Raw genomic sequence first — 22,331 nt, forward strand, 5'->3', positions numbered from 1 at the left:
CGCCGGGGCCGCGCCGCCGCCGGCCGCGCCGCCGACCCCGACGACGAGGACGAACGCCTCCGCGAGCGACGGGCGCTGGTCGTCGAGCGCGCGGCCGAGCTCGCTCGCGTGGACCTCGCCGAGCTCCCGGCCGGCGTGGAGGTCGCCGTCGAGCCCGTCGCCGCCGGCGGCGTCCCCGAACCGGTACCGCCGTTCCTCGCCGAGCGCCGCCAGGGAGTCGAGCGCCGCCATGTCCGTGTCGAACGCGGAGACGCCGTGGAGGAAGGGTTCCCCGCCGTGGTCGGCCGCGAGCCGGTCCGCGATCCGGCCGCCCGCCCCGCCGAGGCCGATGACGTGTACGCGCATACGTCCCCGGTCGGCGAACGGGGATTTATGACCTTCGGCCGCCCGCGGGGCGGTCGCGGTCGCCGGGGACGCCGGGCCAGTCGTCGTCCCGGTCGGGACCAGCCGACCCGGACGCCTCCGGTTCGTCCGACGCGTCGTCGTCGGCGACCGTCCACGCGAACTCGTCGAGGCGGCGCTGGCCGTCGGGGATGCGCTCCGCGGGCTCGGTCGGCTCCACGCCGAGCAGGCGGGGCAGCGCGGTGTCCCCGAACGTCAACACGAGCACCAACACGATCGGGGCGAGGAAGAGGCCGTGGAAGCCGAACACGACCGGGCCGAAGATGTACGCGAGCATCAACAGCCCGACGTGGGTCGTCTTCCCGCTGAAGTACGGCCGCAACACGACGTCCGGGATCGTGTCGACGACGACGACCGCCACGAGGAGGAACGCTCCGACGTACGCCAACAGCGCGGTGTCACCTCCCATGACCGTCGGCACCGCCGTCACCGCCGCCAACGGCAGATAGACGATCTTCATGCCGATGACCGGGATCAGGCTCGCGATGCCGGTGAGCGCGCCGGCGAGCGTCGGGTACGGAACGGCGACGGCCTCGGGGGCGACCACGTTGTAGCCGGTGTACGTGGCGATCGCGATGATGGAGATCGCGATGACGTTGAGCAGGTTCCCGTACAGCACCGCCTCCAGCTCCGCGTCGGCCGCCTCGAAGTACTCCCGGACGATCGCGTCGTCGTCGAACCGGAGCACCCACTCGTGGAACTTCGAGCCGTCGAGGAGCAGGTAGTAGGTGACCACGACGGTGATGAGGAGGTTCAAGAGGAGTCCGGAGACCGTGTTCGTCAACAGCGTGGCGTTGTCGAGGAGGAAGTCGATCAGCGGGTCGAACTGGCCGGAGCGGTACGCCTCGACGACGTTCCCGAGAGAGAGGCTCGACAGCTCCGTCAGCCGCTCTACCCACTGGTTCCCCTCGCCGAGCGTCTCCGCGAGCGGGAACTCCTCGAGGAACCGCCGCGTCTCGACGACGAGAAGCACCACCGCGGAGCTCAAAAGCAGGATGAGCGGGACCGCGATCACCGAGAGCGCGGTCACCGCCCGGACGCGCGGAGGGAGCCGAAGCCGCTCGAGGTCGTGGTAGAACCGGCGGGTGGAGTAGTACAGGAAGACGGCGACCGTGAGGGCGGCGACGAAGCGGTAGGCGATGTAGCCGGCGATGAGCGCGACCGTGAGGCCGAAGAGGGCGACGACGAAACGCTTCTCGTCCATGCGTGGACGTGTTCGACCCGGAACATAAACGATGTGGAGGGTTCGGGATCCGCTTCAGTTTCCCGGCGACTCCGTCGCGAGGCCGTCGGTCGTTCCGCCGGATCGGTCGTCCGTCGTCCCGGCGGAGGACTCGTCCTCCGCGCCCCCGTCGGCGCCGGACGACGCCAGCCGCTCCTCGACGACGCGGTCCTGTCGGTCCAGCTGCTCGCGGTGGAGGGAGAGGATCATGTCGGCGAGCACGCCGAACACGAGCAGCTGCATCCCGAGGATGATCGCGCCGGTCGCGGCCACCGCGACGATCTCGTGACCGACCTCGAAGACGATCCACCGGTAGAGGACGAACGCGGCCATGAGGATCCCGGCGGCGGTCGACACCGTGCCGACGCTCCCGAAGTAGAAGAGCGGGTTGTTGGTCTTCGCCTTCCGGTACAGCTCGAGAAAGATCACGCCGCCGTCGCGGACGGGGTGGAGGTTCGTCGAGGAGCCGTCCGGCCGCGGCCGGTAGGTGACGGGGACGACCGCCACCGTCAGCCGCTGTTTCACGCACTCGACGGCCATCTCGGTCTCCACGCCGAAGCCGTCGGCGGTGAGGTTGAGCCGACGGAACGACTCGCGGGTGAACGCGCGGTATCCCGAGAGGATGTCCCCGTAGTCCTCGCCGTGGATCGCGCGGAACGCCCCGTTGATGAGGCGGTTGCCGAGGCGGTTCAGCCGCGTCATCGCGCCGGGACGCATGTCCGCGAAGCGGTTCCCGACGACGTGGTCGGCCTCGCCCTCGAGAAGCGGCCGCAACATCGCCTCGGCGTCCGCCGCGTCGTAGGTGTCGTCGGCGTCGACCATCAGGACGTAGGGCGCGTCGACGTGGTCACGGACGGCCTCGCGGATCGCCTGGCCCTTGCCCTCGCCCGACTGGACGACGACGCGTGCGCCGGCCTCGCGGGCGAGCTCGCGGGTGCCGTCGGTCGACCCGCCGTCGATCACGAGGACCTCGCGGAGTCCCGCCTCCCGGAACGAGGAGACGACGGTCTCGACCGTCTCGGCCTCCTCGAAGGTGGGCAACAGGACGCAGACGTCGTCGAAGTCGCTCATCGTCCGGGCGATGTCGGCCGAGTCGCTAAACTCTGTCCCTCCGATCGCGAGATCCGGGAGAGTCCGCGGCCGCAAAACGCGGGGCGACCCATACGCTCATGTATCCCTCCGACGTACGTGCTAGCATGTCACAGGCACTCGAAGAACACACCGAGGAACTGCTCAGCGCGGCCCGGACCGCGACGGGAGACGAGCTACGGAGCCTCACGTACTTCACGGAGGAGCTGGTCGAGCAGCTCTACCTGCGTAGCGACCTGAGCAGGACCGCCGACCTCGTCGGGTTCGCCGAGAGCGAGCGACACGGCTTCCACGCGCAGTCGCTGTACGCGAACACGCAGCTCGGCGACTACTTCTTCACGGTTCGCGTGTTCGAGAACGGCTACCTCACCCGCGTGATCGCCAACGGCCACGGCGTCTGGGTGACGACCGACTCGATGGAGATCGACCGGTTCGAGGAGCTCGCCAGCGCGCTCGCGGAGATCCTCCGATCGTTCGATCCGGTCTGAGTTCGCTCGTTCGATCCGGTTGAAGGCCTTCGGACGCGCCGGATCAAAACACCGTGAAGAGCCCGCCGACGAACGCGACCGTGACGACGAGCCGGCCGAGACTCCCGAGGAACGTCGCCACGGCGAACCGGGCGTAGTCGCGCTCGAGGACCGCGAACGCATAGATGGAGATGGTGTCCGGGAAGAAGGGCACGGACAGCGCCATCGCGAGGCCGCCGTAGCCGTACCGCTGGGCCAGCTCGACGGACCGCTTCTCCGACCACTCCATGACGTCCCACCGCGAGCGCCGGAGCCACCGGACGACCGGCCCCGACTGTTTGACCTCCTGCCCGATGTGGAACGCGAACAGGCTGCCGATCGCCTTCCCGGTGGCGCTGACGAGCATGATCCCCCCGAGGTGCGCCCACGCGGGGAGCCCGAGATCGATCGGCGCGACGAGGACGACCTCGCTCGGGCCGGGGAGCGCGAACGCGATCAGGAACGAGTACACGAAGATGATGCCCATGCCGGGCCAGCCCGTCGCCGACTCGACGAGCGCCTCGAACCCGCCGCCGAAGGCCGAGAGCACCCCGTCGACGGCGAGCGGGACGAGCGGGAGGGGCGAGACGAGCGGAACGAGCGGCGTCACGGAGCTCACGTGTCACCCCACGTCCAGCGAGCGTCAAGGACGTATCGGTAGAGCCCGCTGAGGAAGATCGCGACCGCGTTCGCGATCAGGTACATGACCCCGCCCCACTCGACGAGCGCGAAGAGGATGGCGAGCTGGATCGGGATCGCGGTGCCGCGAACCAGGTTCGTCTTGAGCAGCCCCGAGACGTACTCGACCCGACCGGTGTTCCGCGAGGCGCGGAAGGTCCAGGCGTTGTTGAGGACGTACGACAACACGATCGTGATCTCGATGGCGATCGTCGCGCCGAGCAGGTAGTTCAGTCCCGCGACGTCGACGAGGAGCCACAGGAGCGTCATCTGGACCGCCGACGCGAGGAGTCCGACCGTCACGAAGCGCCGAAGCTGGACGGCGAGCGGCCCGTAGACGAGACCGCGCAGGAACGACCGGACCATCTATCGGTAACCCAGCGCCTCCAGACGAGCGTTGAGGTCCTCGTCCACGGACCCGTCCTCCTCCTCGCCCGTGCCGTCACCGTCGTCGGCTCCGCTCCCGCCGGCGCGAACCGCCTCGGCGTGCGCCGCGGCGAGCGGGGCGAACCGGTCGATGACGGTCCGCTCCGCCTCGTCGGGATCCGCCGCGCGGTCGGTCGCCTGGAGCGGGTCGGAGGGGCGGTGGTACAGCTCGGTCGTCCCGGCGTCGACGTTCTCGATGTAGGTCCACTCGCGGTCGCGGACGCTCACGTACAGCTCGCCGTCCTCCAGCGACCGGGGGATCGGCTGTGCGGTCACCTCCTCGTCGCGAACGGTGACCGAGACCACGGGCTCGTCGGGCGGCTCCTTCCCGTCGGTCACGGTCGGCACGAGGCTCCTTCCCGTCCACTCCGCCGGCGCGTCGACGCCGAGCAGGTCGGTCACGGTCGGCGGGATCGCGTCGAGACCGACCTGCCGGTCGACCCGGCCTCCCGACGATCCGGGGACGTCGACGACGAGCGGGACCCGGATCAGCTCGTCGTACAGCTTCGGGTAGTGCGCGAGGTGGCCGTGCTCCTGGAACTCCTCGCCGTGGTCGCCGGCGAGGACGACGGCGGTGTCGTCGTCGACGCCCGTCGCCGAGAGCGTCTCGAGGAGGCGGCCGACGCTGGCGTCGATCTGCCGGACCGCGGCCTGATACAGCGTCCGGAGCTCCTCGAGGGTCCGGTCGTCGACGTCCAGCCCGAGCCCCGTCCGGGTGTGCGCGTGGAGCATCCGGTGGGTTCCGAGCCAGTTCGAGGACACCTCGCGGATGTACCTGGGTGCCGGGACGTACGGCGTGTGTGCGTCCATGTAGTGGATCCAGAGGAAGAACGGGCCGTCGGCCCCCTCGATGAACTCCGCCGCGGCGTGTTCCACGTCGAACATCCGGGAGGTGTCGAGGAACGGCCGGTCGTCCGTCTCGCCGCGGATCCACGACCCGGCACGCCTGAGCGGCGACGCTGCGAGCTGGATCCACGCCTCGACGGTCGGGTGGGTCGCGAGGTATCGGCTGTAGATGCTCGAGCCGACGCTGGCGACGAAGGGTTCGAACTCGTCGAAGCCGTCGTCGTACCCCCAGTGGGAGGTGAGAAAGCCGTTGGCGGCGTTGAACCCCCCCGTCGACACGTTCGCCTCCGAGAGCGTCCCGGCGAGCGTCGCGGCCCCCTCGACGCCGATGTCGCCGGTGCCGGTGAACACGTCCTTCGAGGCCAGGATCGACGGGAACGAGAAGGGAGTCCAGTTGCCCGTCGCGAAGGCGTGATCGAAGACGGTCCCCCCGTCGGCGAGCGAGTCGATGACCGGCGTGTGTCGCGTCTCGTCGTAGGCTCCGACCGCGTCCGCCCGGAGCGAGTCGACCGTGACGAGGACGACGTTCGAGACGTCGGCGTCACCCACGGGTCGACGACACCCCCGTCGAGAGTCCGGTCGAGAACGCGGTCACGATGGCTGTACCATGGTCAGTTCCGGGTTTTACCCTTTCGGTACCGCCGAGGACGGGCGCGAGGGGACCGACGGCGCGGCCGCTCGCCCGGCGCCGCGTCGAAGCGGCCGTCCCGCGAGCACCCGACGGACGGCGACCGTTCCCGGCCCCGGCGTGTCGGGAGACCTGTCGAATGGCTTCAGTATCGTTCGCTCGACCTCGAGACGGACGATCGTCCGCGGCGCTGCGGGAGTGTATCTTGCCCGTACAACGAGCTATTTACGAACACGATCAGCCGCTTACCCATGGAGATCACACAGGTCGAGTCGTTCCCGATCGAGCTCCCGTTGGAGTCGCCCGTCTCCTTCTCCAACCGGACGCTCACGTACCGGGACCACGCGATAACGTACGTTCGCACCGCCGACGGTCGCGAGGGCGTCGGCTACTCGCTGGGGTACGAGGGCGCCCACCTCGTCGCCGACGCGGTCGAGTCGATGCTCGAGCCGATCGTCCGCGGCGAGGACCCGCGCGACACCACCCGCCTCTGGCGCGAGATGTACGACGGCAACGTCCAGATCGGTCGGATGGGTGTCATGTTGCGCGCCATCTCCACCGTCGACATGGCGCTGTGGGACCTGAAGGCGAAGGCGGCCGGCCAGCCGCTGTACAAGCTGCTCGGCGGCAACAGCGAGTCGGTCCCCTCCTACGGCAGCGGGGGCTACTACCGCGACGAGAAGGGCCACGAGGCGCTCCGCGGCGAGGTGCGCCGCTACGTCGAGGAGGGACACGACGTCGTGAAGATGAAGGTCGGCCGGCTCTCGGTCGACGACGAGGTCGAGCGGGTCGCGGCCGTCCGCGACGAGGTTGGTCCGGAGACGACGCTGCTCCTCGACGCCAACGGCGTCTGGGAGTCGACGACCGAGGCGGTCCGCGCCTGCCGCGCGTTCGAGCCGTACGACCCGTACTTCATCGAGGAGCCGGTGATGATCGACCGCGTGGAGACGATGGCCGAAGTGAACGACGCCATCGACTACCCGGTCGCCACCGGCGAACTGGAGGGCACCCGCCACAACTTCGCGCGGCTCCACGACACGGGCGCGGCGACGATCCTCCAGCCCGACGTGACGGTCTGTGGCGGGATCACGGAGTGGCTCCGCATCGCGAACTACGCCGCGGCCTACGACGTGCCGATCGCGCCCCACTACAACTGGAACGTCCACACCTCGCTGCTCGGGGCGATCGACAACGGGCTGTGGATCGAGTACTTCTACCGCGACATGGACGTGAAGGCGTTCGACGACGTCGTCGCGGAGCCGCTCGCCCCCGGCGACGACGGCCGGATCGCGATGCCCGAGGAGCCGGGCCACGGCGTGACGCTCGACAAGGACGCCTTAGAGGAGTTCAGCGCATGAGGGACTACTCGGATCAGATCGACGTCCGCGACGCGGACAGGGACGTACAGATCACGAGCGTCGACGCCTGCGTCGTCGAGGGCAACTTCGAGTGGAACCTGATCAAGGTGGAGACCGACGCCGGCGTGGCCGGCATCGGCGAGTCGTATCGGGGCGGCGGGATCCCGGAGATCGTCGAGTACACGAACCGCTTTCTGGTCGGCGAGAACCCGCTCGACGTCGAGCGGCTCGTCCGGTACATCTTCCAGGAGATGTCGGGCCACGGCGGCACGACCGGGAAGGTCGTCACCGCCGCCTCCGGCATCGAGATCGCGCTCCTGGACGCCGCCGGGAAGATCCTCGATCTCCCCGTCTACCAGCTCCTCGGGTCGAAGTACCGCGACGAGGTGCGGATCTACTGCGACTGTCACGCCGGCGAGGCGTACGCGGTCGAGGACGGCGCGACCGCGTACGCGGAGGCCGAGGCGTACTCCCCGGAGGCGTACGCCGCGGAGGCGGCCCGCGTCGTCGACATGGGCTTTTCGGCGCTGAAGTTCGACCTCGACCTGCCCGCCGACAACGAGAACGACCCGTACAACGGCCGGCTGACGAACGCGGCGATCCGCGAGAAACGCGAGATCGTGGCGGCGGTTCGCGAGGAGATCGGCTACGACGTCGACCTCGCGTTCGACTGCCACTGGGACTACTCCGTCGAGAGCGCGAAGCGGCTCGCCTACGAGCTGGAGGAGTTCGACCTGATGTGGCTCGAGGACCTCGTGCCGCCGGAGAACATGGACGCACAGAAGGAGGTGACCAAGGCGACGCGGACCCCGGTCGCGACCGGGGAGAACCGCTTCCGCGTCTTCGAGCTCTCGGATCTCATCTACGACCACGGCGTCGACGTCGTCACGCCCGACCCGACCACCGTCGGGGGGCTCACGGAGACGATGCGGATCGCCGACCGCGCCGAGGAGAACTACATGCCGATGTCGCCGCACAACGTCTGTAGCCCGGTCGGGACGATGGCGTGCGTCCACCTCGGCGCGGCGACCCCGAACTTCGATCTCCTCGAGTTCCACGCGCTGGAGGTCGACTGGTGGGACGACCTCCTGGTCCGGGAGGAGCCGATCATCGAGGACGGCCGGATCGCGGTTCCGGAGGCGCCGGGGCTCGGGATCGACCTCGACATGGACGTCGTCGACGAGCACCTCCTCGCGGGAACCGACGGCTTCTGAGCCGGCCGCTACCGCCGGGAGGTGCCCGCAACGGTCGGGTTCTCGCGCGCGGTGCCGGCCGCGGCCGCGCCGTCCCGGAGGGTTATTATTCGTGGATACGTAACCCCGTACATGATCGATTATTTCGATTTGGAGGCGTCGCTCTCCCAGGAGGAACGACTGCTCGTCGACTCGGCGCGGTCGTTCGTCGAGGGGGAGATCGACGACATGGGTGACCACTGGATCGAGGGTACCTTCCCGACCGAGGTCATCCCCAAGATGGGCGAGATGGGCTTTTACGCGCCGAACCTCGAGGGGTACGGCCTGCCGGGCGTAAGCGAGACGTCGTACGGCCTCCTGATGCGCGAGCTGGAGGCGTGTGACTCGGGACTCCGGTCGATGGCGAGCGTCCAGGGCGCGCTCGTGATGTACCCGATCCACGCGTTCGGCAGCGACGAGCAGAAGGAGGAGTGGCTGCCCGCGCTCGGCGAGGGCGAGGCCGTCGGCTGCTTCGGCCTGACCGAGCCCGAGCACGGGTCGAACCCCTCGGCGATGGAGACGCACGCCGAGAAGGAGGGCGACGAGTACGTCCTGAACGGCTCGAAGACGTGGATCACGAACTCCCCCATCTCGGACGTCGCCGTCGTCTGGGCGCGCGACCGGAGCGAGGAGGACGACCCGGTCCGCGGGTTCCTCGTCGAGACCGACCGCGACGGCGTGACGACCAACAAGATCGACGAGAAGCTCAGCCTCCGCGCGTCGATCACCGGCGAGATCGCGCTCCAGAACGTCGAGATCCCCGAGGAGAACCGTCTGCCGGGCGTCTCGGGTATGAAGGGGCCGCTGTCGTGTCTGACCCAGGCGCGCTACGGCATCGCGTGGGGCGCGGTCGGCGCGGCCCAGGACTGCTTCGAGACCGCCCGCCAGTACGCCACCGACCGCGAGCAGTTCGGCAAGCCCATCGGCGGCTTCCAGCTCCAGCAGCGCAAGCTCGCTGAGATGGCGACCCAGATCACGCTCGCCCAGCTGCTCGCCCACCGCCTCGCCGAGCTCAAGGAGTCCGGCGAGATGCGCCCGCAGCACGTCTCGATGGCCAAGCGGAACAACGTCCGGATGGCCCGCGACCAGTCGCGGATCGCCCGCGAGATGCTCGGCGGCAACGGGATCACGGCCGACTACTCCCCGATGCGCCACATGACGAACATGGAGACCGTCTACACCTACGAGGGCACCCACGACATCCACACGCTCATCCTCGGCGAGGACCTGACCGGGATGCAGGCGTACCAGTAGGGTAATCCAGTCGACGATCGCCCCGATGGGGCGCGATCAGTCCGAACCGTCGTTCCCGTTCAGCCGTCGTTTCAGGGCGTACGCGGCTCCGCCGACGCCGACGATCCCGTTCACGAGACTGAATCCGGGGACGCTATCGCTCGACTCCCCGGAGTCGCCTTCCTGGTTCATGTCGTCCGATCCGGACCCGTCGTCGGTCGACTGGTCGGTGTCGCTTTCGGGCTCCTCCGACTCTTCCGATTCTTCCGGCTCTTCCGGCTCTTCCGGCTCTTCCGGCTCCTCAGGCTCCTCCGGACTCGATTCGACGGTCACCGTCGAACGGGCTTCATCGGTCAGTTCGTCGCCGTCGACCACGGTCAGCCGAACCTCGTACTCTCCCGGCGACTCGTACGCGTGGGTGACCCGCTCGCCCGTCGTCTCGACGGTTCCGTCCCCGTTGACGTCCCACCTGTACTCGGCGATCGTCCCGTCGGGGTCCGATGATCCGGTGGCAACCAGTTCGATCTCCTCGCCCGCCGTGACCTCGCTCGCCGAAATCGACAGGTCGGCAGTAGGTGGTTCGACGACGGTCAGCGACTGCGTCGTCGTGTCCGTCGCGCCCTCGGCGTCCGTGACCGTCAGCGAGACGGTGTAGTCTCCGCCGGCGGAGAACTCGTGGGAAACGGTCTCGCCGGAGGCGTCCGTGGTTCCGTCGTCGTTGAAGTCCCACTCGTACGACGAGACGTTCTCGTCCGGGTCGTCAGACGCCGTCGCGTCGAACGAGACGGTCTGACCGACTTCAGGCGTCGTGGGCGACGCCGTGAACGTCGCCGACGGCGCTCGGTTCGGCGGGGTCTCGTCGATGTTGGTCCGGTACACCGTCCCGTCGCCCTCGAGCCAGAGGGACCCGTCCACGTACCCGTAGTCGTAGATCGTCTGGGCGTTCGGATACGCGTAGGTCGCGGTCGTCTCTCCGCTCTCGGGGTCGTACTGCTGGATGCTATCCGACCCCTCCTCTCCGACCCACAGGTTCTCGCCGTCGTGGGCCAATCCGAAAACCGCCGTTTCCGTCTCGAACGACCGCCCGATCGAGAGGGTATCGGCGTCGAGATTCCAGATACGACCGTTCTCGCCGCCGACCCAGAGGTCGTTTGTCGACTTATCCGTGGCCAGGGACTGAACGTTCGCCGGCATCTCCTTGGTCGTCCACTCTCCACCGCCGTACGGATATTTCGTCAACGTCCGTCCGGATCCGGAATAGGACGCGTTGGAATCGACCGCGCAGGCGTACATCCTGGAATCGACGTCCGTGGAACCGGTAACCGAGCCGTTCAACCGAAGCGTGTACGTCGTCCCGCTCAAGTGAGCCGTGAGCAGAAGCGGCGTCCCGTCGTACATGACGGCCCCGAGCCCTCTCGCTTCCCCCTCCGGGAGCGTTACCTCGGAGGCGACCTCCGTGTCCGCTCGGACCGTATCGACGAGCGTAGTGGAAAAGCCGACTCCGAAACCGACACCGGCGACACCTCTCAACATCCCCCTCCGATTCATACATCATCGAGTAACACGTTCACTTTTTAAATCTGTCTCCGTAGTCACGTTTCGCCTCCGCGCCCCGTCACTATCGGCCGGTTGGACACGTCTCGATGCTCGGAGTGGTTCTCCCGGATTCGAGACCGCCTCCCCTCAGGCGACCCGGTTCCGGAGGTCGTCGTACTCGCCCGTCTCGGCGGCCCGCTCGACGTTCTCCACGAGGATGTCGGCCCGGCGCTCCCAGTACTTCGGGGTATGTCCGGAAACGTGCGGCGTGAGGAGGACGTTCTCGAACCCCCACAGGTCGTGGTCGCTCGGGAGCGGTTCGGGGTCGGTCACGTCGAGGGCGGCCCCGTGGATCACGTTCGACCGGAGCGCGGAGACGAGCGCGGGCGTGTCGATGACGCCGCCGCGGGCGACGTTGACCACGATCGCGTCCGTCGGGAGCGCGTCGAGTTCGGCTTCGCCGATCAGCCCCTCCGTGGTCTCGGTGAGCGGACACGAGATGACGAGCACATCGGTCCGGACCAGCGCCTCCTGGAGGTCGTCGTAGCCGACCACCTCGTCGGTCGGGGAGTCCTTCTCCGGCGTGTGGCGGACGCCGATCGTCTCCACGTCGAACCCGCCGAAGCGCTCGACGACCGCCTCGCCGATGGAGCCGAGCCCGACGACCGTGACGGTGCTGCCAGCCAGCTCCGTGAACGACTTGAACCGCCGCCACTCCCGGCGCTCCTGTCGTCGCATCCCCTCGTCCAGCCGGCGGGCGAAGGTGAGCACCCACCCGAGCACGTGTTCGGCGATGTTGGGGCCGTGGACGCCCGAGGCGTTCGTGACGGCGATCCCCCGGTCGGCGAGCGCCTCGAGCGGGAGGTGGTCGACGCCCGCGGAGTTACACGCGAACAGCCGCAGGTTCTCGGCGGCGTCGAGCTCGTCGGCGCTCAGCCACTTCCCGGCGACGACCGTCGCCTCCGCGAGGTACCGTCGTCGCTCCTCGGCGGTCCGGGCGAGCCGGACCGTGTGGTCGGGGAGGCGGTCCCGAAGGATCTCCGCGTAGTCGGCGGCGGGGATCCCGTGTGCGTCGTGATCGAGCACCGCGATGTCGGTGGCGGTCGGCTCCGTGCTCATCGTCCGGGCGTCGACGCGGGGAGACAAAGTACCCGCGGTCGCGGCGGGGAGGTAGGACGAGGAACGGTCGGGGCACGACGAGGGGCGGTCAGGCGTCCATCCGGATCGGCGGCGCTCGGCTCATCAACACCAGACAGCCGATCCCGACGACCGCGCCGACGACGCCGGTCGCGACGCCCACGAGCCTGAGCGCGGGCACGAACCCGATCCGCGCGCTCGCGACCGCGATGGCCCCGCCCATGAGGATCGGCGTCAGCGTCGCGCTCGCGCGACCGGTCCCCTCGCTCAGGCTCACGAGTCCGCCGCGGAGCGCGGTCGGCGCGAGATCCGTGACGATGCTCCGGTAGATCGACAACACGAGACCGAAGCCGACTCCCATCAGTACCACTCCGAGGGCCGCGATCGGAAGCGCCGTCGCGAGGAAGACGAGCCCCAGCCCGACGCCTATCGAGACGTTCGCCGCGACCAGCGGGTAGAGCCGGTCCTCGAAGGCCGCGGAGATCCGCCCGGTCTGGGTCGCCGCCAGCGCGTACGAGAGGCTGGCGAGCGCGGCGAGGATCCCCGCCTGTGCGGGCGTGCCGCCGAGGACGTCGACGACGACGATCGAGTTGTAGGTGAGGAAGCCGAACCACGCCAGGTTCGCGGTCCCGCGGGCGACCACGATCGTCCACGCGCGCCGGTGCGCGACGAGCGTCCGGAGGTCGCCGAGCTGCGCCCGGAGGTCCGCGTCCGACCCGCCCTTCGCCTCCTCGTCCATCGGCTCCTCGAACCGGAGGTAGACGACCGCGGCGATGGGGAACGCGATCGCGTACAGGAGGAACGGGTACTGCCACGCGAACCCGACGAGCACGCCCGCGATGAGCGGGAACACGGTCTGTGAGAGACCGGATCCGCTGAATCGAAGTCCCTGTGCGGTCGCCTCCTTCGTCCCCGTGTAGAGGTCGCCGAGGCTCGTGATGATGATCGGCGTGAGCGCGGCGAAGCCGATCCCCTGGAGGAGCCGGAGGGCGATCGCCGCGTGAAACGTCGAGACGAACGCGATCGCGGTCCCGGTCAGGCCGAACCACACCAGTCCGAAGACGAGGACCGGGCGCCGGCCGTACCGGTCGGCTATCACCCCGGCGACGGGGATGACGACCACGGCCGGCCCGGTGAACGCCGACATCAACAGGCCGACGTTCGCCGCGGACGCCCCGAGCGGCTCGACGAGCGATCCCAGCACCGGCGAGAGGAGCGCGGTCCCGAGCGGCGGGAGGACGTTGATGAGGAGCAACAGCTGGAAGGGGCGCTCCCGGACGATCCCCGAATCGCTCCCCGCTATCGACGGCGTCGAGACCACGAACACTCTCCCGGAAGGGAGTGGCGTACATGGGGCTACGTCTTCCGGCAGAGATCGTTGCGACCGGACCGTCGATCGACCTCGCCGCCGACCCTTCCCGCGCACAGGCGGGGACGTCCGCGACCGGTGGACGTTTCAGGTCACGCCGCCAGACGGTAGCCGATGCGTGACTCCGGCGATCCACGGACGATCGGCGTGCTCGGTGGGATGAGTAGCGAATCGACCGTCACCTACTACCGGCGGATCGATCGGGGAATCAACGACGCGTTGGGAGGTCACGCGGCCGGAGACCTGCTGATCCGGAGCGTCAACTTCGGGGACGTCGAGCGGTTCATCCGGACCGATCGGTGGGAGCAGGCGGGGGAGTATCTCGCGGAGGCGGCACGGGACCTCGAGGCGGGCGGCGCCGAGTTCATCGTGATGGCCACGAACACCATGCACAAGGTCGCTCCCGCCATCGTGAGCGCGATCTCGATCCCGTTCGTTCACATCGTCGACGTGACGGCGGACGCCGTCCGGGACGCGGGCGTCGAGACGGTCGGCGTTCTGGGTACTCGGGCCACGATGGAGAAGCCGTTCTATCGGGAGCGGCTGGCCGAACACGGCGTCGACGTGGTGGTTCCCGACCCCGCGGACCGGGAAGCGGTCGATAGGATCGTCTTCGAGGAGCTGACCGACGGGATCGTGCGGGACGCCTCCCGCGAGCGGTATCTGGAGGTCCTCGACCGCATGGTGGAGGCGGGCGCTGAGGGCGTCGTGTTGGGCTGTACGGAGATCGAGCTGCTCGTGGACCAGACCGACCGGCCGGACGTGCCGCTGTTCGACACGACCGCCCTCCACGTCGAACGAGCGGTCGAACGGAGCCTCGGCGACGCCGGCTAGTCCCGAGCGTGGAGTCGCCGGCCCGCCCCGGCCGCCCTCGATGGCGTGAGCGTCGGCGTCTCCCCGTCGGAGCGCGGGCGTCGGCCTGCCGAACGTGCCGCTCCCCGCGACGAGACCGACGAGTCCGTCGCGTCCGCCCCCCGAGCCGACCTCCAGCAGACACATACAAGTTACCGAGCCACGTTCCACAGCCCGATCGATGTCAACGCGCCCTCCATCCGACGACTCGGACGATCGCGCAGCCGACGACCGCACCGGCCCGCCGCCGGCCGACTCGGGTCCGCACGGGTCGACCTCGCCGTGGCTCCCGCTCGGCGTCGGCGGACTCGCCGTGATCGCCCTCGGCTGGTTCTTCCGGCCGTGGCTCCACGGACTCGTCTACACCGTGTACACGACGCCGCTACTGTTGCTCGGCGTCGTCGCCGGGGCCGTCGCCGCGTGGGTCACCGCACGGTCGGGAGACCGCGTCGCGACCGTCGTGGACGCGCTCTCCGACGACGACTACGCGATCACCCCGCTTCGCGTCGGGGTGGTCGTGCTCGTGATCGCCGCGTTCGCACTGCTGCCCGTCGCCAACGCGGTCGCCGGCGTCACGCTGAGCGACCAGACGCTGAGCCGGACGACCACGGTCGAACGGCTCGACGACGTCGACGCCGACCAGCCGCGGATCGTCACGCGGGCGGTCGCCGATCGGTACGCGTCGAACACGCTCAGCCGGCCGCAGTATCGGGTCGGCGACACGGACATCAGCGTGGTGAACGGAACGCCCTACTGGGCGGCGCCGCTGGCTCCGGACGGTCTGTTCAACCGGATCACCGAACGGCAGGCCGGGACCGTGCTCGTCGACATGACGACCCAGCAGGCGAGCGTACGGTCCGTCGACGGCGAGCTCGCGACCGGCGTCGGAACGATCTTCCACCGAAACTACCGGTGGGAACTCCTCAAATCACATAGATATCTCGTCGACTACGGCGACCCGAAGATGGTCGTTCACGACGGTACCCAGTACATCGTCGTCCCGTACTCGGAGCCGCAGTTCCATCCGACGCCGCTTCCGCACTCGACGCCGCGGTGGGGCGGCGTCGCCGTCATCGATCCGAGCGGTTCGATCGACACGCTCTCGCCCTCCGAGGCCGCGGCCAGCCCGATGCTCGACGACCAGCAGCTGTACCCGGAGGACCTCGCGCTCCGGTCGGTCGCAGCGACGAAGTACCGCAACGGGATCCTCAACACGTACACGAGCCACGAGGACGAGATCGAGGTCGCGCCGCTTCCCGGCGACGGAAACGACCAGCCGTTCTTCGTGCTCACCGAGTCGGGCCCGCAGTACGTCGTCGCCGTCGAACCGTACGGCGACGCACAGGGACTCCAGGAGCTGTGGACCATCGACGGTCAGAACGGAACCTTCGAACGGTACGCGCCGGGCGACTCGCTGTTCGGTCCACAGCGAGCGGCGGACCTCGTGAGGCAATCGGCGCCCCAGACGGACTGGGATCGCTTCTCGCCGGCCGAGCCGATCCTCACCGTCGTCGACGAACGCGAGTACTGGCAGGTACGCGTCGTCCCCGAGGACAACAGCGGGATCGCGTACGTCGCGTTCGTCGACGCACGGTCCGGTGACGTCGACTCGTTCGAACGGACCGACGCGATCACGCGGTTCCTCGCGGGCGAGACCCCGGCGGAGACGCCTTCGGAGACGGATCCGGGCGGGACGACCGGGGAGGCGCCGACGGTCGTCGTCCAACGGGTCGCGGAGAACGGTACCGTGATCGAGACCATGACCGTGTACGACGACGAGTCGATCGCGATCCGGACGCCGGCGAACGGCACCGCCGGCGCGGAGACCGCCGGGGCGCTGGCTGGCTAGGTGTGACCGCGCACCACGGACGCCGCGAACGCGGGTCGTGAGCCGGATCGGCGACCGACTCCCGCGGCGTCGTCCCGTCTCCCGGCGTCGCCCCGTCTCCCGCGGGTTTCCGAGGTGGAAACTCGCGATCCGTGTTTATGTGGGAGTCGGGACGAGGATCGACCATGTCGCAGTCGACCGGGGGTGCGGGGAGGCGGGAATCGTCTCTCCGTCGCTCCCCCGTGGAGTACGCCCCGAAGGAACGCATCGACGTCGCGCTCGATCCGGACGGCGGGGCCGACGCCTTGAGCGTCGTCTCGTCGGAGACCGCACGGGAGATACTCGCCGAGCTCGCGGACGACCCGAAGACGGCGTCGGGGATCGCGGAACGGATGGACACGTCCGTCCAGAGCGTCACCTACCACCTCGATAGGTTGGTCGACGCCGGAGTGATCGGTCCCGTGGAGACGTGGTATTCGAGGAAGGGAAGGGAGATGACGGTGTACGGGGTCGAATCCGAGAAGCTGGTGATCGATCTCGGCGCCGACGACGGCGGAGTCGAGTCGGACCGGTCGGCGTGAGCCGGAGACGCCCCTTCGGCGCTCGGTTCGGTCGACGTCGTCTCGAGCCCGTCGTGACGCCTTCGTCCCACCCGAACTGAGCGTCAGCTCCGCCCGCCTTCAGACGGGACGCCGTCCGACGGCGGGGAGGAACGCGGCCGACGCGCCGGTCCGGCCGCGTCGCGGTCAGGCGTCGGCATCGCCGGTCGCGGCGGTCGTCGGTCCGCCGAGCAGCGCGCTCGTGAGCGCTCCGCCGACGCGGGCGAGCCCGTTGAGCGCGTGGAGCGACCCGAGGAGAAAGACGACGCCACAGCCCGCACCGACCGCCGCCTCGGCGAGCGTGTCGACGACGTACGGCCCGAGCGTGTAGGACACGCCGGACGCGTCGTAGAGCACCGGCAGCGCCAGCAGCGCCGCCGACGTCGTGCCCGCGGCGACGACGGCCGTGAAGGCGACGATGCCGAACACGAACTTCACCCCGACGAGTAGCAGTCCAGTCCACGTCGCCCGCGTCGTGACGACACGCTTCGTCGTCGCGACGATCTCGTCGACCGAGCCGAACGCCACCTCGACGTCCGGGGCCGGCCGGTCGACGTCGACGTCGAGGAGGCGTCCGGCCAACCGGGCCTCGAGCGAGCCGATGCCGAGCGTCGCCGCGAGCGTCCCGGCGACGATCGGGACGCCGAGAAGCGTCACGACGAGACCGAGACCGGTCGAGAGCCCGGTCGTGATCACGACGAAGTACGCAGCGCCGAGCGGGAACGCCAACAGGAGGTACGCGAGGTTGCGATACGTCTGTCGCCGAAACGGCACGCGGACGAACCGCGCGAGCGCGGCGGTCGCTGAACGGGAGGACCGAGCGGGTTCGCTCATGTCGCGGCTCGATCTCGTGGCGCGATCCACATATAAGCGGCCGAGCGTTACAGTGTCGGCAGTTCTCCGGAAGACATACGTAGTGGAACGCCGCCCCGGTCGGATCGATCGGGACGTGATCGAGTCGCGCGGCGTACGATTCGTGTGGGCCGTCGCTCGGTACGCCCCTCGGACGCGAGCCGCCACGAGGCTCCACGGGAAAGCCCCGGTTATTAATCGCTGTAGCCCGTATCGCCGCGACGTGACGGGCGATATGTACGTTGACCGTCCCCGAGTGCTGCTCGTCGACGACGAGAAGGAGGTCGCCGACGCGTATGCCCTCCGGCTGGAGGCGGTGGCCGACGTGACGGTCACCTACAGCGGCCCCGAGGCGTTGTCGGCGGTTGACGAGTCCGCCCCTCCGGACGTGGTCCTGTTGGACCGGCACATGCCGAACCGATCCGGCGACGACGTGCTCAGGGAGTTGCGTGAGTACGACGTCCGCACGCGGGTCGTCATGGTGACCGCCATCGATCCGGGGTTGGAGCTTCTCGAGCTTCCGTTCGACGACTACCTCTGTAAGCCGGTCGACCGCGAGGACGTTCGGGCCGCGGTCGACCAGCAGTGTCAGGTCCTCGCATACGAGCTTCTCGGCGACTACTTCGGCATCGAGTCGAAACGGGCGCTCATCGCCGCAGAGCTGCCGCAGGACCGCCTCGAAGAACACGAGCAGTTCTCGACGCTCGACGAGCGGGCCACCGCCCTGCGGGATCGCATCGGTCGACTGCTGCCCGACGCCGACGAGCTACTGGACACGTTCACCGGCATCGAACGCGAGGCGTACTGACGCGCCGCACGGGAACCCCCGTCGCCGACGCCCGACGGCGTCCTCTCAGATGCTGATCTCGAACCGCGCGCCGCCGCCTTCCGCGGCCGTGAGCGTGACGTCCCACCCGTGTGCCTCGACGATCCGTTCGACGATCGCGAGCCCGAGTCCGGTCCCGTCGGCGTGCGTGGAGTAGCCGGGGGTGAAGACGACGTCGCGCTTCCCGGACGGGATGCCCGGTCCGTCGTCAGCGACGGAGAACCCGTCCTCGAACGGCCGGACGGTCACGGTCACCCCGTCCTCCGTCCGGCCGTCGGACACGCCGTGTTCGGCGCTGTCGCCGGGCTCCGAAGGATCCCGGCCGCCGGTCGAGCCATGCTCGACGCTGTTCCGGAACAGGTTCTCGAGCAGCCGCCGGAGACGGTCGGGGTCCGCCGTGACGGTCGGAAGCGACTCCGAGACGGTGAGATCGGCCCCGTCGGCGTCTATCGACTCCCACGCCTCTCTCGAGGCGGCCTCGATCGAGACGCCCTCCGACGGCCGGATGACGGTTCCGTCGCGCGTGAGGGTGAGCACGTCACGAATGATCCGTTCCATCCGGTCGTGCGCGTCGGCGACCGACTCGAAGTGTTCGGGCTCGCCGGTCTCCCGTGCCGCCCGGAGGTGCGCCTTCGCGACGTCGAGGGGGTTCCGGAGATCGTGGCTGATCACGCTGCTGACCTGATCGACGTCCGGGCCGTCCGGCCCGTCCGGCCACTCGGTCGGGTCGGTGAAAACGAGATACCCGGCGGCGTCGTTCGACGGGATCACCCGAACGAGGAACGAGTCCTCGCCGTCGCACCCGTCGAGACGAATTCCGGCCTGATCGCCCCGAACGAGGTGTGTCAACGGATCGTCGTCGCCGGGCGTCTCGCAGTCACGACACCGTTCGAACACCGTCGACACCCGCCGGTCCGGCGGGGCTCCTCCGAACCGTCGCTCGAAGGCGTCGTTCGTGGCCGTCACGTGGGCGTCGTCGCCGTCGACCGCGTACGCGAGGGCGGGGTCCGGGAGGTTCCGTAGCGGGATCGCTGCGTGACGATCGTCGCTCATCGGTCACGTGCGCCCCCGTCCGGCACGCCTGCGGAGCCCGTTCCTCCGTAGTGCCGAGGCCACCCGCTCGACCCGCTGTCCGACACGGCACATGGGACCGCGTTGGCTCGGGGGCGTGTTTAAGATTCGTTCTCGTTTCCGGCCCGGAAACACCCGGTCGGTCGGAACCCGTACCGTCCCGAGACCCCGATCGACGACCGGTTAGCCGTTTCGGGCGGCCCGTTTCAATACCTGTGGCGTAACGAGGAGGTCGGCCGCGGCGACGCCCAGCATCGCCAATCTGAGCGTCTGGTCCTCGACGACGAGGAACGCGAGGGCCACGATGATGGCGGCCGTCATCGCGGGCATTCCCCACCGGACGATCGGACTCTGAAGGGCGTTCGCTGATTGCGCCATGTCGGTCGATCGGAACGCGCTCATATATCCGTGCTGGCGTGTTTCCGGCTCGGAAGCAGCGGCACGGGACGGGCGGATCGAACCGTGGGCGGTCACGTTTCGGGCGCCGCGCGAGCCGAGACACGGGCGAGATCAGGCGAAGCCCGTCTCGAGGGTCTCGGAGAGCACGCGCGTTCCGCCGTCAGCAACCCAGATCGACCGTCGCCTCGATGTCGCCGTCGTCCAACGACACGGAGAGGTGGCGTGCGGAGGCGGCGAACCGCTCGCGGTGATGGCCGTCCGGCGAGACGTAACACTCGCTCGTGACCAGTCCGGCCTCCTGGAGTTCGTTGAGACGCCGGTAGGCCGTCGGCCGGGAGACGTCGGCCGCCTGCGCCACGGCACGGCCGCCACGGGGCTGCTCGGAGACCGCCTCGAACACCCGTCGAGTATACTCGTCGCCGAAGAGGTCGAGCAGCTTCCCGGTCGACGGCTCCTCGGTCGGTTCGTCCGTCTGGTCGCCGCGCGAGCGGTGTCGCACTGCCATGCCTGATCCACGTCGCGGGACGCCCTTGGTGGGACGGGCTCACTATACAGAGTCCGTTCGGAGCGACCATCTAACTATCCAGACCCTTGCCGTTCGATCGGCGCGAAAGCTCGCGGGTCGTCGGCACACGGAGGGGGGCGTCCGCTATCCGCTCCCGTCGTCGTGCTCGTCGTAGAACGCGTCCAACAGCTTTCGCTGGCTCGCTCTGAGGTGATACAGCAGCGTCGACCCGGTGATCCCGAGCGACGTCGCAACCTCCTCGGCCGTACTTCCGCGCGGCGACGTGAAGTAGTCCGCGAGGTACGCCGTTCGCAGGACGGTCGCCTGTCGGTCGGTGAGCCGCTCGTTCAGGTCGGTCCGGAACTCCTGTTTCGTCGTCGGAGAGCGAGTCCTGTCCCGCCGTGCGAGAACGGGCGCCGGTCCGTCGTCGCCGAGCAGGTTCGCCAGCCGACGGACGTTCGCCTCCGGAGGCAGTTCGACGACCAGCCGGCTGTCGTCGCCGTCGAACACCGCCGTCCGTATCGTGGCGCCGTGATTGATCGCCGCAACGAGCGGGACCGTCTCGGACAGCGTCGCCTGGATCCGGCCACGCTCCGCATCGGATCGCCGGATCAGCCGTCCGTCCCGCGCGGCCGGGAGCGCCTCGACCGATCCGAGGACGCTCTCCGGATCGGCTCCGGACACCGTCAGGAAACAGGTGAGGCCGACGTCGTCCGGGGCCACGATGCCGTCCAGCGTGAGTTCCGCGTCGCAGGTGCTGCTCACACGTACCAGCGGGGAGTTCCCCGCGAGCCCGAACGACACCTCGGTGACGGTATCGGCAAACAACAGCTGCCGGTTCCGCGTCGCGTTGATCGCGTAGCCGGCCAGTTCGCCGAGGACCTCGAAGCTCGACTGGACGTGATCGCTGAACGCCGCCTCGGTTCCCGCATAGACGCCGACGACGCCGTAGACGCTGGCGTCATACACCAACGGGAGCGCGAACACGGACTGGACCCCGTCGGCGAATCCGGCGGCACGCACCGCCTCCGGAACCGAGGCGTTCTCGCTCAGCGACCGGATCAGCGTGGGACGCCGCTGCTCGACCGCCCGGCGTTCCGGCGTGGCGAGCCCCTCCTCGACCGCCTCGCGGACCGCCGGGAACAGCTCCCCCCGCTCACCCGCGACGCCGCCGACCGCGAGCTCGTCACTGTCGGCGACGTACTCGCCGGTCCACGCGAACCGATACTGGTCCGATCCTCCCAGCCGGTCCCGGATCGTCCCCATGATCGCGTCCTGTGACGTCGCCCCGACGAGCCCCTCGAGCACGTCCGCGATCAGCGTATCAACCGTCTCGGCCCGTTCGGCCTCCGCGCGAAGCCGGTCGATCGTCCGCTCGTTGTCCTTCTCCTCGGTGACGTCGGTCACGTAGACGGTCGTCTCGTCGTCGCCGGGAACGACGGACACGGACAGCCAGCGATCGATCGACGGGTAGTACTCCTCGAACGCCGCGTCAGAGACCGTCGTGCCGTCGAACGCCCGCGGGAGCGACCGCTCCACCGACCGCGGAAACACGTCGGTGACCGGCTCGCCGACGGCTGTGTCGGCCCCCAGGACGTCGGCCGCGGACTCGTTCCACGCCCGCACCGTCCCGTCGCGGACCGTGATGATGCCGATCGGCGCCTCCGCAAGGCGTCGTTCCATCCTCATTCACGCGGTGACCTCCACGGTCGGTTCGGGATCGCTCATCGACGTCGG

General features: G+C 69.1%; 21 protein-coding genes and 1 pseudogene. 8 read left to right on the top strand and 14 right to left on the bottom strand.

The window, feature by feature from the left end; genetic code table 11:
• The 3 genes and pseudogenes from DJ70_RS03275 to aglJ form a co-directional block, all read right to left on the bottom strand.
• Positions 1 to 345: pseudogene (locus DJ70_RS03275) on the bottom strand (cell division protein FtsZ); the annotation flags it as partial.
• Positions 346 to 370: 25 nt separating this feature from the next.
• Positions 371 to 1,606 carry an AI-2E family transporter gene (locus tag DJ70_RS03280; RefSeq protein WP_094530104.1) on the bottom strand — a complete coding sequence of 412 codons (1,236 nt, stop codon included), beginning with the start codon at positions 1,604 to 1,606 and terminating at the stop codon, positions 371 to 373.
• 54 nt (positions 1,607 to 1,660) lie between these two features.
• Entirely contained in the window at positions 1,661 to 2,695 is a 1,035-nt protein-coding gene (gene aglJ, locus DJ70_RS03285; protein WP_094530107.1) for an S-layer glycoprotein N-glycosyltransferase AglJ, read from the bottom strand.
• 125 nt (positions 2,696 to 2,820) lie between these two features.
• On the opposite strand from aglJ, the gene DJ70_RS03290 reads away from it, so the two are divergent.
• On the top strand, positions 2,821 to 3,201 hold the full coding sequence (locus tag DJ70_RS03290; RefSeq protein ID WP_094530110.1) for a DUF7522 family protein: 381 nt from the start codon (positions 2,821 to 2,823) through the stop codon (positions 3,199 to 3,201).
• A gap of 43 nt (positions 3,202 to 3,244) precedes the next feature.
• Here DJ70_RS03290 and DJ70_RS03295 read toward each other — a convergent pair whose 3' ends face one another.
• The 3 genes from DJ70_RS03295 to DJ70_RS03305 all read right to left on the bottom strand — a co-directional run bounded on the left by DJ70_RS03295 (position 3,245) and on the right by DJ70_RS03305 (position 5,718).
• Positions 3,245 to 3,769: a YqaA family protein gene (locus tag DJ70_RS03295; protein ID WP_245810663.1), complete on the bottom strand. Its 525-nt coding sequence runs from the start codon at positions 3,767 to 3,769 to the stop codon at positions 3,245 to 3,247.
• 65 nt (positions 3,770 to 3,834) lie between these two features.
• Entirely contained in the window at positions 3,835 to 4,263 is a 429-nt protein-coding gene (locus DJ70_RS03300; RefSeq protein WP_094530112.1) for a GtrA family protein, read from the bottom strand.
• Complete coding sequence (locus tag DJ70_RS03305) at positions 4,264 to 5,718, bottom strand: sulfatase (RefSeq protein WP_094530114.1); 1,455 nt, start codon at positions 5,716 to 5,718, stop codon at positions 4,264 to 4,266. It lies immediately after the preceding gene.
• Positions 5,719 to 6,048: 330 nt separating this feature from the next.
• Here DJ70_RS03305 and DJ70_RS03310 point away from each other — a divergent pair, with 330 nt between their 5' ends.
• The 3 genes from DJ70_RS03310 (at position 6,049) to DJ70_RS03320 (ending at position 9,641) form a co-directional block, all read left to right on the top strand.
• Positions 6,049 to 7,155, top strand: a complete 1,107-nt coding sequence (locus DJ70_RS03310) for a mandelate racemase/muconate lactonizing enzyme family protein (RefSeq protein WP_094530116.1) — start codon at positions 6,049 to 6,051, stop codon at positions 7,153 to 7,155.
• On the top strand, positions 7,152 to 8,369 hold the full coding sequence (locus tag DJ70_RS03315; RefSeq protein ID WP_094530118.1) for a mandelate racemase/muconate lactonizing enzyme family protein: 1,218 nt from the start codon (positions 7,152 to 7,154) through the stop codon (positions 8,367 to 8,369). Before DJ70_RS03310 ends, DJ70_RS03315 begins: the two co-directional genes overlap by 4 nt.
• 111 nt (positions 8,370 to 8,480) lie before the next feature.
• Positions 8,481 to 9,641 carry an acyl-CoA dehydrogenase family protein gene (locus DJ70_RS03320; RefSeq protein WP_094530120.1) on the top strand — a complete coding sequence of 387 codons (1,161 nt, stop codon included), beginning with the start codon at positions 8,481 to 8,483 and terminating at the stop codon, positions 9,639 to 9,641.
• Between the two features lie 36 nt (positions 9,642 to 9,677).
• Here DJ70_RS03320 and DJ70_RS17195 read toward each other — a convergent pair whose 3' ends face one another.
• The 3 genes from DJ70_RS17195 to DJ70_RS03335 all read right to left on the bottom strand — a co-directional run bounded on the left by DJ70_RS17195 (position 9,678) and on the right by DJ70_RS03335 (position 13,614).
• Positions 9,678 to 10,814: a PKD domain-containing protein gene (locus tag DJ70_RS17195; RefSeq protein WP_179233944.1), complete on the bottom strand. Its 1,137-nt coding sequence runs from the start codon at positions 10,812 to 10,814 to the stop codon at positions 9,678 to 9,680.
• Between the two features lie 489 nt (positions 10,815 to 11,303).
• A complete protein-coding gene (locus DJ70_RS03330) occupies positions 11,304 to 12,275 on the bottom strand; it encodes a D-2-hydroxyacid dehydrogenase (RefSeq protein ID WP_094530122.1) in 972 nt (323 codons plus the stop codon).
• A gap of 88 nt (positions 12,276 to 12,363) precedes the next feature.
• Positions 12,364 to 13,614: an MFS transporter gene (locus DJ70_RS03335; protein ID WP_094530124.1), complete on the bottom strand. Its 1,251-nt coding sequence runs from the start codon at positions 13,612 to 13,614 to the stop codon at positions 12,364 to 12,366.
• A 162-nt stretch (positions 13,615 to 13,776) separates the two neighbouring features.
• Between DJ70_RS03335 and DJ70_RS03340 the strand changes: the two genes are divergently transcribed.
• The 3 genes from DJ70_RS03340 (at position 13,777) to DJ70_RS03350 (ending at position 16,923) form a co-directional block, all read left to right on the top strand.
• Entirely contained in the window at positions 13,777 to 14,496 is a 720-nt protein-coding gene (locus DJ70_RS03340; protein WP_094530126.1) for an aspartate/glutamate racemase family protein, read from the top strand.
• A 199-nt stretch (positions 14,497 to 14,695) separates the two neighbouring features.
• Complete coding sequence (locus DJ70_RS03345) at positions 14,696 to 16,363, top strand: hypothetical protein (protein ID WP_094530127.1); 1,668 nt, start codon at positions 14,696 to 14,698, stop codon at positions 16,361 to 16,363.
• A 164-nt stretch (positions 16,364 to 16,527) separates the two neighbouring features.
• The gene (locus tag DJ70_RS03350; protein WP_094530129.1) at positions 16,528 to 16,923 is read left to right on the top strand and encodes an ArsR/SmtB family transcription factor; all 396 of its coding nucleotides are present in this window, start codon (positions 16,528 to 16,530) and stop codon (positions 16,921 to 16,923) included.
• Between the two features lie 165 nt (positions 16,924 to 17,088).
• Here DJ70_RS03350 and DJ70_RS03355 read toward each other — a convergent pair whose 3' ends face one another.
• Positions 17,089 to 17,775 (bottom strand): sensor domain-containing protein, encoded by a 687-nt coding sequence (locus tag DJ70_RS03355; RefSeq protein ID WP_179233945.1) that lies wholly within the window; start codon positions 17,773 to 17,775, stop codon positions 17,089 to 17,091.
• Between the two features lie 253 nt (positions 17,776 to 18,028).
• On the opposite strand from DJ70_RS03355, the gene DJ70_RS03360 reads away from it, so the two are divergent.
• Positions 18,029 to 18,601: a response regulator gene (locus DJ70_RS03360; RefSeq protein WP_094530159.1), complete on the top strand. Its 573-nt coding sequence runs from the start codon at positions 18,029 to 18,031 to the stop codon at positions 18,599 to 18,601.
• A 45-nt stretch (positions 18,602 to 18,646) separates the two neighbouring features.
• Here DJ70_RS03360 and DJ70_RS03365 read toward each other — a convergent pair whose 3' ends face one another.
• The 4 genes from DJ70_RS03365 to DJ70_RS03380 form a co-directional block, all read right to left on the bottom strand.
• Positions 18,647 to 19,672, bottom strand: a complete 1,026-nt coding sequence (locus DJ70_RS03365; protein ID WP_094530130.1) for a sensor histidine kinase — start codon at positions 19,670 to 19,672, stop codon at positions 18,647 to 18,649.
• Positions 19,673 to 19,873: 201 nt separating this feature from the next.
• Positions 19,874 to 20,068 (bottom strand): hypothetical protein, encoded by a 195-nt coding sequence (locus DJ70_RS03370; RefSeq protein ID WP_094530132.1) that lies wholly within the window; start codon positions 20,066 to 20,068, stop codon positions 19,874 to 19,876.
• Positions 20,069 to 20,249: 181 nt separating this feature from the next.
• The gene (locus DJ70_RS03375; RefSeq protein ID WP_094530134.1) at positions 20,250 to 20,594 is read right to left on the bottom strand and encodes a winged helix-turn-helix domain-containing protein; all 345 of its coding nucleotides are present in this window, start codon (positions 20,592 to 20,594) and stop codon (positions 20,250 to 20,252) included.
• Between the two features lie 144 nt (positions 20,595 to 20,738).
• Positions 20,739 to 22,277: a bacterio-opsin activator domain-containing protein gene (locus tag DJ70_RS03380; RefSeq protein ID WP_245810662.1), complete on the bottom strand. Its 1,539-nt coding sequence runs from the start codon at positions 22,275 to 22,277 to the stop codon at positions 20,739 to 20,741.
• Between the last annotated feature and the right edge of the window lie 54 nt (positions 22,278 to 22,331).

The organism is Halorubrum halodurans, assembly GCF_002252985.1.
Classification (GTDB): Archaea; Halobacteriota; Halobacteria; order Halobacteriales; family Haloferacaceae; genus Halorubrum; species Halorubrum halodurans.